Genomic DNA, 11,498 nt, shown 5'->3' on the forward strand with positions numbered 1-11,498 from the left:
GCTAGTTCTTCGCGACGAAGTCCGGCACCTCGGGCTGGCGCCGCCACGCGCCGACCAGGCCGAGCGGGTCCGGGCGCAGCAGGGACGCCGCCGCGTAGACCGACAGCGCCAGGACCACCACGACGAACCACCAGTCGTACAGCGCCTGCTCGCCCGTCGGGTAGTAGGCGAGCACCAGGAACGACGCCACGGCGACCACGATGGCCAGGTGCCTGCGCCGCCACGGGAACGCCGACGCGATCACGAAGCCCCAGGTCAGGTACCACGGCAGCGTCGGCGGGGCGAGGATCGCGGTGGCCAGCAGCGTCATGGCCATCCGGAAGATCGCCTCGTTGCCGCCCTTGCGGGCCTTCCACCACTGCCGCACGCCGAACGCGGCCAGCGTCAGCATCGCCAGCGCGCGGGCCACCGTCACGAACGGCGACTCCGGCACGGTGATCACCAGGTTCACCAGCGTGTGCGCCAGCTGCCCGAGCCCGGTCGGGAAGTTCAGCCAGTTCGTCACCAGCGTCGGCGCCTGCAGGCCGGTCACCCAGCCCAGGTTGAACGAGCCGAGCGACACCCAGGTGCCGACCACGAACACGATCCCGAACAGGCCGACCGAGATCACGCCCGCCTGGAGGAAGTTGCGGACCCGGCTGGGGTGCGGCAGGTGGTTGGCCCACACCCACACCAGGAACGGCAGGGCGACCGCCGCGGTCGGCTTGATCAGCATGCCGATCGTGACCAGCACGATCGCGACCGCGTGCCGGCGTTCCAGCGCGGCGAGCACGCCGATGGTCAGGAAGCCCAGCATCAGCAGGTCGTTGTGCGGGCCGCCGACGAGGTGGATGACGGTCATCGGGCTGGCGACCGCCAGCCACACGGTGATCGGCAGCTTGCCGCCGAGGTGGCGCACCAGCCGCGGCAGCGCCCACAGCATCATCGCCAGGCCGATCAGCAGCACCAGGCGCGTCACGATGACACCGGCGATCACGTTGTCGCCGGTCAGGGCGACCACACCCTTGGCGATCAGCAGGAACAGCGGGCCGTAGGGCGCCGGGGTCGTCTGCCAGACCGGGTGCACGTTCTGCACCACGTCGCGCAGCACCTCGAGCTCGGCCGGACCGTGCGCGTACGGGTCGAGCCCGTGCAGCAGCTGAGCGCCCTGGCCGAGGTAGGAGAACACGTCGCGGGTGAACAAAGGCGGCGAGACCAGCAGCGGCGCCATCCAGCACGCCGCGGCGACGAGGATCGGCCTGCTGCCGATGCGCCCGGCGAGCATGTAGCGGCCCAGCCGGACCCACGCCCACACTACGAGCGCGAACCCGCCGTACAGCACCGCGTTGGCGAGCATCTGCCCGTGCCCGTAGCGGACCCAGGACAGCGGGCCGTGCCCGAGGACCGGGTCGCGGATCAGGATGCCGCCGGCCCCGAGCGCGCCGATGAGGAGCAGGAGACTGCCGAGGGTGCCCATCGCGATCGTGCGGTACGGGAACCGCGAGGGCACGCGCACGCGCGCGGCCGGGGGCGCCTGCGCGGGCGCCCCGGGAGCGGGGTCAGTGGTGGTCGCCATTTCGTCCACGGAGATTACACACCGTTCCCGTGCCGGTTCGCGCCGGGAACGTCATTTCCTTGACTTGCGGGCATTCAGGACGGTAGTGAAGCTCGCGTCGTCCCTCCCGGAAGCGCCGCGAGCAGGGACCGCGTGTACTCGTGCGCCGGGTCGAGCAGGACCTCCTCGACGGTGCCGACCTCGACGAGCTCGCCCCGGTACATCACGGCCACGCGGTCGGCGATGTTCCACGCCAGCCCGAGGTCGTGGGTGATGACCAGGCCGGCCAGCCCGAGCTCGCGGCGCAGCCGCAGCAGCAGCCCGAGGATCTCGCCGCGCACCGAGGCGTCCAGCGACGCGACGGGCTCGTCGGCGACGAGCACCCCCGGCCGCAGTGCGAGCGCGCCGGCGATGACCACGCGCTGCCGTTGCCCGCCGGAGAGCTCGTGCGGCAGCCGGTGCAGGAAGTGCTCGGCCGGGCGCAGTTCCGCGGCTTCCAGCGCCTCGGTCACGATCTGCCGCTCGTCGCCGGGCATCCGGTGGATGCGCGGTCCCTCGGCGACGGCCTCGTAGACCGTGTGCCGCGGGTTGAGCGCGCTGGCCGGGTCCTGCAGCACGAGCTGGACGTGCCGCCGGTAGGCCTTGAGCGCCGCGCCCGAGGCGGGCACCGGCTCCCCGTCGTACCGGACCACGCCGGAGGTCGGCTTCTGCAGACCGAGCAGGGTGCGGGCCAGGGTGGTCTTGCCCGACCCGGACTGGCCGACGAGCGCGACGATCTCGTTGCGCCGCACCTGCAGGTCCACGCCGGCGACGGCGTCGATGCGGGCGCCGCGGCGGTCGCGGAAGCTCACCCGCAGGTTCTCCGCGGCCAGCAGCACGTCCGGCGCGGGCGGGGTGTCCGGTTCCGGTGGCAGCGGCGTCGTGGTGGCGGGCGCGAACCGGGCGGCCGGGTCGCCGACCGTCGGGAACGCGGCGGCCAGCGCGCGGGTGTGCTCGTGCCGCGGCGAGCGCATCACCTCGGCGGACGGGCCTTCTTCGACGATCTCGCCGCGGTACATCACCGCGATGCGGGCGCAGGTCGCGGCGAGCACGGACAGGTCGTGGCTGATCATGATCAGCCCGAGGCCGTGCTCGGCGACCAGGCGGGTCAGCAGGTCGAGCACCTGGGCCTGCACGATGACGTCGAGCGCGGTGGTCGGCTCGTCGGCGATGATCAGCCGCGGCCGGCAGGCCAGCGCCATCGCGATCATCACGCGCTGCTTCTGCCCGCCGGAGAGCTCGTGCGGGTAGGCCCCGGCGCGCGAGGCGGGCAGGTCCACCGATTCGAGCAGTTCCGCGACCCGGCCGTCGACGTCGGTGGCCGACGGGTCGTGCAGCCGGATCGGCTCGGCGATCTGGTCGCCGATGGTGCGGACCGGGTTGAGCGCGTGCATGGCGCCCTGGAACACCACCGACGCCTTGGCCCACCGCACCGCGCGCAGCTGCCCCCAGCGCATGGTGGTGACGTCCTCGCCGTCGAGCCGGATCTCCCCGGTGACCTTCGCGGATTTGGGCAGCAGCCGCAGCACGCTCATCGCGACGGTGGACTTGCCCGACCCGGACTCCCCCGCCACGCCGAGGGTCTCCCCCGGCGCGAGCGTCAGGTCCACGCCGCGCACCGCGTCCACGTCCCGGTAGGCGACGCGCAGGTCCTTGATCTCCAGCAGGCTCACGCGTGCTCCCCCTTCAGCCGCGGGTTCAGCACCGTCTCCAGCGCGCGGCCGGCGAGGGTGAACGACAGCACGATCACCACGATCGCCAGGCCGGGCGGGATCAGGTACCACCACGCCCCGCCGGTGACCGCGCCGGAGGACAGCGCGCGCTGCAGCATCTGGCCCCAGGACGGCGCGGTCGGGTCGCCGAGGCCCAGGAAGGACAGCGTGGACTCGGCGATGATCGAGTTGCCCACCACGAGGGTGGTGTTGGCGAGCACCAGCGGCAGCACGCCGGGCAGCACGTGCTTGCCGATGACGTGCAGGTGCCCGCCGCCCAGCGCGCGGGCCCGTTCGATGTAGGGCCGCGACTCGATGGTCAGGGTCTGCGCGCGCACCAGCCGCGCCGTGGTGGGCCACGAGGTGACGCCGACCGCGACGATGATCGTCGGCACACCGTGCGGCAGCACGGTGGACAGCGCGATCGCCAGCACCAGCGAGGGCAGCACCAGGAAGAAGTCGGTGAACCGCATCAGCAGGCCGGAGATCCAGCCGCCGAAGTGCGCGGCGGCGATGCCGACGAGCGTGCCGATCAGCACGGACAGGATGGTCGCGGCGAACCCGACCAGCAGTGACACCCGTGCGCCCCACAGGGTGAGCAGCAGGACCGAACGGCCGTCGATGTCGGTGCCGAGCGGGAACTCGCCACTGGGCGGCTGCAAGGGCTTTCCGGGCGCGTTGACCACGTCCAGGCCGGCCGGGTCGGTGATCACCGGCGCGAGCACCGCCAGCAGCACCACCAGCACGAGGACGCCGAGCCCGGCCAGGCCGCCGCGGTCGGCGGCGAACTCACGCCACACGGCGGCGGCCGCGGCGCGGCGGCGCTGCCAGGCGATCGCCGCGGGCGCGGTCACTGCGCACGCACCCGGGGGTCGAGCACGCGGTAGAGCACCTCGGCGATCAGGTTCATCACGATGACCGAGCCGGCCATGACCACGAAGACTCCTTGCAGCAGCGGCAGGTCCGGCACCCGCAGCGCTTCGTAGGTGAGCAGTCCCAGCCCGGGCCAGGAGAAGACGGTCTCGACGGTGACGGTGCCGGACACCACCAGGCCGAACTGCAGGAACACCAGCGTCACGGTGGGCAGCAGCGCGTTGGGCACCGCGTGGCGGCGGCGCACCAGGTCCTCGCGCAGGCCCTTGGCGCGGGCGGTGGTGAGGTACTCGGCGTTCATCTCGCCGAGCAGCGACGACCGCATGACCAGCATGTACTGGGCGTAGATCACCGCGAGCAGCGTCACGCACGGCAGCACCAGGTGGTGGGCGACGTCGAGCAGCTGCGGGAAGAACTCCGGCGGCGTGTCCGGGGAACGCATGCCGCCGCTGGGGAACACGCCCTGGGTGGCGATGAGCAGCAGCAGGCCCAGCCAGAACTGGGGCATCGACCACAGCGTGAGCGCGATGCCGGTGTGGGTGCGGTCGAACAGGCTGCCCCGCCGCCACGCCGCGCGCACGCCGAGCCACAGCCCGAGCGCCACGGCCAGCACGGTGGCGGTGCCGACGAGCAGCAGCGTGGGGCCGAGCCGCTCGCCGATGAGCGCGCTCACCGGCCGGTTGTAGCCGTAGGAGGTGCCCAGGTCGCCGCGCAGCAGCCCGCCGAGGTAGTCCAGGAACTGCTGGAACAGCGGCTGGTCCACGCCCAGCCGGGCGCGCAGCTGGGCCAGCTGCTCGGGGCTGGTGGGCCGGTCGCGGGTGAGGGTGGTGACCGGGTCGCCGGGGATCATCCGGAACAGCAGGAAGCCCAGCGCGACCACGAGCAGGAGGCTGCCGATCGCGCCGCCGAGCTTGCCGAGCAGGAACCGGGCGGTGCCGGTGCCGCGGCGGGGCTCGTCGAGCTCCGCCGCGGCGGTGGAGAGCGCGTTCGTCACGCCTACTCCTGGTCGTCGGCGGACCTGCGGCGCCGCCCGGCCGCCGTGCCCGCGATGACCAGCACGACAAGGACACCGGCGCCGACGGCGATCCAGGCGCCGCCGGACAGGCCGCCGCTCGCGGTGGAGCCGCCCTCGGCGGGGGTCGCGCCGTAGAAGCCCCAGTAGCCGCTCTGCTCCATGATCTGGCCGGTGCCCGCGGGCTGCTTGGTGAAGCTCGCGAAGTTGTCCGAGCGGTAGGCCTCGAGCACGTTGTCGTAGTCCAGCACGATGCTGGGCACCTGGCTGTAGTAGCGGGCCTGGGCCTGCTTGACGAAGTCGGCGCGCTTGGCCGGGTCGAACTCGGTGCTCTCGGCGGCGTAGAGGCGGTCGAACTCGGGGTCGCAGAAGAAGGCGGTGCTACTGCTGCTGCCCGCCACGGCGGGCAGGGCGGCGCAGGTCTGCTTCGACAGGATGTAGTCCGGGTCCGGGCTGGTGCCCCAGCCGGAGAACGCGAGGTCGTAGGTGCCGTTGTTGGTGCGCTCGTCGACTTCGTTGTCGGAGACCAGCTGTTTGGTCGCCTTGATGCCGATGGCGCCGAGCCAGCTGATCACGTAGTCGGAGGCGCGCTGGGCGAAGTCCTCGCTGGCGCGGCCGAGCAGCCGCAGCTCGATGGGCTTGCCGTCCGGGCCGATGCGGGTGCCGTCGGCGCCGCGCGGGTAGCCGGCCTGGTCGAGCTGCGCGTTGGCGGCCGCCGGGTCGAAGGTGTAGCGCTCGTTCGCCGTGGGCTCCCAGTGGTAGGCCGGGAAGGAGGCGGGCACGATGCCGCCGCCGGTCTGGCCGTAGCCGCCGAGCACCTTGTCCACCAGGGTCTGCGGGTCCAGGGCGCGGGCGATGGCCTGCCGCACGCGGACGTCCTTGAGCACCGGGTTGCCGTCGCCGATCGGCTGGCGGGACTGGGTCTGGGCGCCGTGGTTGACGATGATCTCGCGGTAGCGGCGGCCGATCGCCTGGTTGGTGGTGACGCCCTCGGCGTTCTTCAGCGTGTCGAACTGGGTCGAGGTGAGCCGGTTGACGAAGTCGACCTCGTTGTTCTTCAGCGCGTTGACCGCGGCCTCGGAGTTCTTGTAGCTGATGAACTGCAGCTCGTCGATCTTGGCGCGGCCGCGCCAGTAGTCCGGGTTGGCCTTGAGCCGGACCAGTTCGTTCGGCCGGTACTCGGTGATCAGGAACGGGCCGTCGCCGACGCCGACGACGGGCACCGAGTCGGTGGCCGGATCGGTCATGTTCGGCTGGTTCGCCCAGATGTGCTCGGGCACGATCGGCACGTCCAGCGCGGTCATGCTGGCCTGCGGGGTCTTGGTCTTGATGACCAGGGTGCGGTCGTCGGTGGCGGTGACCGACTCGAAGTTCTCGACGTAGGTGCCGTTGGCTTCCTGGGCGTTCTCGTCGGTCATGATCCGCGTGAACGTGTAGGCGGCGTCCTTCGCGGTGACCGGCTGCCCGTCGGACCACCTGACGCCGTCCCGGATCCGGTAGGTCCAGGTGAGCTTGTCCGGCGAGGTGGACCAGGACTCGGCCAGGCCTGGCGCGGGGGTGTTGTCCTCGGCCGAGGGCAGGGTGAGGAACTCCCAGGTCATGCGCCCGACCATGGTGCTGGAGGCGAACGAGGCGAGGAACGGGTTCAGGTGGTCGATCTCCTGCACCAGTGCCACGCGCAGCACCGTGCCGCCCTGCTGCTGCGCCTGGGCCGCGGGCACGAACGGGCCCGCCACCAGCGCCGCGGCGGCCACCGCCGCGCCCACGCGCGTTCGTCTCGGGAAACGCATCCCCACAGGTCCCACCTCTCTGGCTGATTCCGAAACCGGAAAGTAACCACTTCCAAGCACGTGGAGTCAACGACTCACGGGTGGTGTTGCCGAGCCGTGACGTAAGGTCTGGACCATGCGGATCTTGATCTCGGCGGACATGGAGGGCGCCACCGGTGTCACCTGGACCGACGACGTCGTCCCGGGCACCGAGCAATGGCAGCGCTTCCGGCGGCTGTTCACCGGGGACGTCAACGCGGTGGTCCGCGGCCTGCACGCGGGCGGGGCGAGCGACGTGCTGGTCAACGAGGCGCATTCGTCGCAGCGCAACCTGCTGCTGGAGGACCTGGACGACCGGGCCCGCCTGCTCACCGGCCGGCACAAGCCGCTGTCGATGATGCAGGGCATCGACTCCGGCGTGGACGGGGTGGTGTTCCTGGGCTACCACGCCGGGGCGGGCGCGGACGGCGTGCTGTCGCACACCTACCTGGAGAACCAGATCACCGGGGTGTGGCTGGACGGGGTGCCGGCCAGCGAAGGCCGCCTGAACGCCGCGCTCGCCGCCGAGCACGGGGTGCCGGTGCTGCTGGTGTCCGGCGACGACCGGACGTGTGAGGACGCCGCGGACTACGCGCCGGGCGCGCAACTGGTCGCCGTCAAGGAGTGCGTGAGCCGCTACGCCGCGATCTGCCTTCCCCCGTCGAGGACCGCCGAGATGCTGAGCGCGGCCGCACGGGCGAGCATGGACCGTGCGGTGCGGGCGCCGGGTGCGGTCGCCGCGCACCGCATCGAGGTCGAGTTCGACGCGAGCCACCTGGCGCAGTCCGCCGCGGTGGTGCCGACCGTCGAGCAGACCGGTGTACGCCGGGTCGGTTTCGACGCGGCATCGATGACCGAAGCGATGAAGGCGTTCAAGGTGGTCACGGCGATCGCCGCGGGCGCGGTGCAGGGGAAGTATGGCTAACGTCGAGAGTCTGTGCGCGCAGCTGCTGCGGTTCGACACCACCAACCGCGGCCACGGCGACGCCGAGGGTGAGCGGGACGCGGCGGAGTTCGTCGCGGGCGTGCTCGCCGGCGCCGGCCTCGAACCGGTGGTGCTGGAGTCCGCGCCGCGGCGCACCAACGTGGTCGCCCGGCTCCCGGGCGCCGACCCCACGCTGCCGGCGCTGCTCGTGCAGGGGCACCTGGACGTGGTGCCCGCCGACGCCGCGGACTGGACGGTGCCGCCGTTCGCCGGTGAGGTCCGGGACGGCTACCTGTGGGGCCGGGGTGCGGTGGACATGAAGGACTTCATCGCGATGGTGCTGACCGCGGTCGCGGACGGGCTGCGGCCGCGGCGTGACCTGGTGCTGGCGTTCGTGGCCGACGAGGAGGACCGCGGCGAGTACGGGGCGCACTGGCTGGCCGACGAGCACCGCGAGCTGTTCGACGGGTGTGTGGCCGCGATCAGCGAGTCCGGCGGCTACACCTACCATGTGCCCGCGGCCGACGGCTCGGTCAAGCGGCTATACCCGGTGGGCACGGCCGAGCGCGGCACCGCGCACATGCGGTTGACCGCGCGAGGCCGGGCGGGACACGCCTCGCGGCCCAACCACGAGAACGCGGTGGTGCGGCTGATCGAGGCGCTGAACCGGATCGCCGCGCACGAGTGGCCGGTCACGCTGACCCCGACGGTGGAGGCGTTCCTGGTCCGCACCGGCGCGGCGCTCGGCGTCGAAGTGGATCTGTCCGATGTGGAGGGCACGGTGGCGCGGCTGGGCCCGGCGGCGAAGCTCGTCGAGCCGACCATCCGCAACAGCACCACCCCGACGATGCTGGACGCCGGGTACAAGGTGAACGTGATCCCGAGCCTGGCGCAGGCCCAGATCGACACCCGGACCCTGCCGGGCACCGAGAAGCAGCTGCTGGACGAGCTCGACGAGCTGCTCGGGCCGGACGTCACGCGCGAGTTCGTGGCGCACCAGCCTGCCGTGCAGGCGCCGGTGGACTCCCCGTGGTTCGCCGCGATGACCGACGCGCTGCGGTCGCAGGACCCGGAGGCGGTCGTGGTGCCGTACTGCATGGGCGGCGGCACGGACGCCAAGGCGTTCAGCCCACTGGGCATCGCCTGCTACGGCTTCGCGCCGCTGTGGCTGCCCGAGGGCTTCGAGTACCGGGCGATGGCCCACGGCGTCGACGAGCGGGTGCCGCTGGAGGGACTGCACTTCGGGAAGCGCGTCCTGGAGCACTTCCTCACCCACTGCTGACCGGGCATCACTCCCCCAGCAGGGCCGTGGCGAGGAGGGCCACCGCGCGGTCGTCGTCGTGCGCCAGTTGCCGCAGGACGTCGTGCGCGAGGGGTGGCGGCATCTCGGCGAGCGCCTGGGTCAGGCGGAGCCGCACCGCGGAGTCCGTGGCGTGCGCGGCGAGTTCGCCGGTGAGCGCGCTCATCACCTGCTCCGCGTGCCCGGAGTCCAGTGCCAGCGCGCCCAGCGCCTCAGCCGCTTCCACGTCGCCGTCACCGTCCACCACCATGTCCACCAGCGCCGGCACCGCCGCGGCGACGCCGGACCGGCCCAGGGCCAGCGCCGCGTGCCTGCGCACCGTCGGATCCGGGTCCGCGAGCGCTCCGGTCAGCGCCTCGGTCGCCTCGTCTCCCGGCATCTCCGCGATCGCCAGCACCGCGCGCCGCCGGACCTCGACGTCCTCGGCGCGCAGGCCGGCCGCCAGGCTGGCCACCCCGTCGCCGCCGGCGCGCGCGAGCGCCCACCGCAGCGCGCCTGCCACGTTCGCGTCGGGTTCGGCCAGTACCGCCTCCGCCAGCACTTCGGCCGGCACCGGCACGGCCTCGGTCAGGGCGGCCTGCTGCCGCCGCGCCGCGTAGGGCGAGTTCAGCCCGTGCAGCAGCGCCACGATGCGCAGCACGTCCGGCCAGCCCGACGGCGCCGAGGCGTCGACCGCCCGGAGCCGCTCCAGCAGCTCCTGCTCCCGCCGGATCCGGTCCTCGGTGCGCCGGATGAGGTCGGCGACCAGAGTGGACGGTGTGAAACCGGGGTCGGCCAGCGCACGCCCGATCTGGCGCAGCGACAACCCGAGCGACCGCAGGCTCTCCACGTGGAAGATCCGGCGGATGTCCTCGTCCGAGTACTCCCGGTAGCCCCCGACCGTGCGGCCGGTCGGGCGCACCAGCCCGAGGGTGTCGTAATGCCGGAGCATCCGCGTGCTCACCCCCGAGCGGCGCGCCACTTCGCCGATCAGCACGACGTGCCCGCCGCGTGTTCCGGGCCGAGCGCGGCCACCCGTTTCGCCTCCTCGACGTCCGGGGCGAACCCGGCGTCCGGGTCGCGCAGGAGCCGCTGCGTGGCGCGGGCGTGCGCGCGCACCACCGGGTCCCCGCTCGCCAGGCCGGTCCGCAGGGCGGGCTCGGCCACGTCGCCGCCGAGCGCGACGAGCGCCCGGCTGAGGCTCAGCTGCACGGCCCGGTCGCCGCGGCCGAGCTGCGCGGCCAGGTCCTCGGCCAGCGCGGCGCGCTCCTCGTCGGGCACGAGGACGACCGCGGCCCGCCACGCGCTGCGCGCGACCTCGTCGTCGGCGTCGTGCAGCAACGCGCGGGTGATCGCGGGCCACGCGCGCCGGTCGCCGATCTTGGACAGGGTGTGCAGCGCCTGGCTGCGCGCCTGAGCCCGCGCGTTCGCGAGCTCGTCGAGGAGCCGGGGCACCGTGATCTCCGCCGGCAGCCGGGTCAGCGCCCAGGTGAGCATGTCGCGCACAAAGAAGTCCGGCTCGACCGCGCTGCGGGCCACGAGCTCACCGAGGAGACCGGGGTCGGGGTGTGTGCCTGCCGCCAGCGCGGCCTTGAGCCGCGTGGACGGGTTCCCGGCGTTCAGGGCGCCGAGCAGGTCGCGGTGTGTCGGGTTGATCGGAACCACCTCCGCGTCCCAGTGAAGACCTTGTCACAGTGTCAACGTCAAGCGCGCCGGGCGCGGACGCCGGTCAGGACCGAATCGACGAGCCGGGCCAGGTAGCGCCGGTCGGCGCTGCCGCCGCAGAGCAGCAGGTGGAACCACAGCGCGCCGGCGAGCAGGTCCACGACCAGGTCCGCGTCGCTGTCCGCCGCCAGCTCGCCCCGTTCGACGGCCCTTGTGAAGACCGGGTGGTCGCGGGTGAGCCTGCCGGTGAAGAACGCGCTCGTGGCCTCGGCCAGGAGCGGGCGCCCCGGCACGGCGGCCAGCACCGCCGCGGTCGCCGGGCGGGTCAGCAGCCGGGAGAGGCGGGTGGCGACGGCGAGCAGGTCGCCGCGCAGGCTGCCGGTGTCGGCGACCGGGAACTCCAGCAGCGCCGAGCCGGTCACCGCGGCGGCGAGCAGTTCGTCCTTCGACGACCACCAGCGGTAGAGGGTCGTCTTGTGCACGCCCGCGCGCTGCGCGATCGCCTCGATGGTCAGCCCGTCGTAGCCGTGCTCGGTGAGCAGGTCGAGGGTCGCGGTGAAGATCTCCTGGACCCGGCGGGGGCCGGCACCGGTCGGCATGATCCCAGCCTAACCGCAACGCAACGGTGCGTTGCATTGCAACGGTCCGTTG

At 72.8% G+C, this 11,498-nt stretch carries 10 protein-coding genes; 2 read left to right on the plus strand and 8 right to left on the minus strand.

The window, feature by feature from the left end; all coding sequences use genetic code 11:
* Window position 1: 1 nt before the first annotated feature.
* The 5 genes from mptB to ACCP09_RS29030 form a co-directional block, all read right to left on the minus strand.
* Window positions 2–1,555, minus strand: a complete 1,554-nt coding sequence (gene mptB / locus ACCP09_RS29010; protein WP_433751780.1) for a polyprenol phosphomannose-dependent alpha 1,6 mannosyltransferase MptB — start codon at window positions 1,553–1,555, stop codon at window positions 2–4.
* A gap of 74 nt (window positions 1,556–1,629) precedes the next feature.
* Entirely contained in the window at window positions 1,630–3,246 is a 1,617-nt protein-coding gene (gene nikE, locus ACCP09_RS29015; RefSeq protein ID WP_433751782.1) for a nickel ABC transporter ATP-binding protein NikE, read from the minus strand.
* Window positions 3,243–4,139 carry an ABC transporter permease gene (locus tag ACCP09_RS29020; protein WP_027929758.1) on the minus strand — a complete coding sequence of 299 codons (897 nt, stop codon included), beginning with the start codon at window positions 4,137–4,139 and terminating at the stop codon, window positions 3,243–3,245. The genes nikE and ACCP09_RS29020 overlap by 4 nt, the downstream gene beginning before the upstream one ends.
* Entirely contained in the window at window positions 4,136–5,152 is a 1,017-nt protein-coding gene (locus ACCP09_RS29025) for an ABC transporter permease (protein ID WP_027929757.1), read from the minus strand. The genes ACCP09_RS29020 and ACCP09_RS29025 overlap by 4 nt, the downstream gene beginning before the upstream one ends.
* 2 nt (window positions 5,153–5,154) lie before the next feature.
* A complete protein-coding gene (locus ACCP09_RS29030) occupies window positions 5,155–6,936 on the minus strand; it encodes an ABC transporter substrate-binding protein (protein WP_433751784.1) in 1,782 nt (593 codons plus the stop codon).
* Window positions 6,937–7,075: 139 nt separating this feature from the next.
* Here ACCP09_RS29030 and ACCP09_RS29035 point away from each other — a divergent pair, with 139 nt between their 5' ends.
* On the plus strand, window positions 7,076–7,903 hold the full coding sequence (locus ACCP09_RS29035; protein WP_433751786.1) for a M55 family metallopeptidase: 828 nt from the start codon (window positions 7,076–7,078) through the stop codon (window positions 7,901–7,903).
* Entirely contained in the window at window positions 7,896–9,185 is a 1,290-nt protein-coding gene (locus tag ACCP09_RS29040; RefSeq protein ID WP_027929754.1) for a M20/M25/M40 family metallo-hydrolase, read from the plus strand. Before ACCP09_RS29035 ends, ACCP09_RS29040 begins: the two co-directional genes overlap by 8 nt.
* 7 nt (window positions 9,186–9,192) lie before the next feature.
* Here ACCP09_RS29040 and ACCP09_RS29045 read toward each other — a convergent pair whose 3' ends face one another.
* From ACCP09_RS29045 to ACCP09_RS29055, 3 genes are read right to left on the minus strand one after another with little or no spacing between them, the layout of a single operon-like run.
* Window positions 9,193–10,179 (minus strand): HEAT repeat domain-containing protein, encoded by a 987-nt coding sequence (locus ACCP09_RS29045; RefSeq protein WP_433751788.1) that lies wholly within the window; start codon window positions 10,177–10,179, stop codon window positions 9,193–9,195.
* Window positions 10,173–10,847, minus strand: coding sequence for a HEAT repeat domain-containing protein (locus ACCP09_RS29050; RefSeq protein WP_433751790.1), 675 nt, complete (start codon window positions 10,845–10,847; stop codon window positions 10,173–10,175). The genes ACCP09_RS29045 and ACCP09_RS29050 overlap by 7 nt, the downstream gene beginning before the upstream one ends.
* A gap of 38 nt (window positions 10,848–10,885) precedes the next feature.
* Window positions 10,886–11,446 (minus strand): TetR/AcrR family transcriptional regulator, encoded by a 561-nt coding sequence (locus tag ACCP09_RS29055; protein ID WP_378361578.1) that lies wholly within the window; start codon window positions 11,444–11,446, stop codon window positions 10,886–10,888.
* Window positions 11,447–11,498: the final 52 nt, after the last annotated feature.

The organism is Amycolatopsis sp. 3B14 (genome assembly GCF_050958625.1).
Lineage (GTDB): Bacteria > Actinomycetota > Actinomycetes > Mycobacteriales > Pseudonocardiaceae > Amycolatopsis_E > Amycolatopsis_E thermoflava.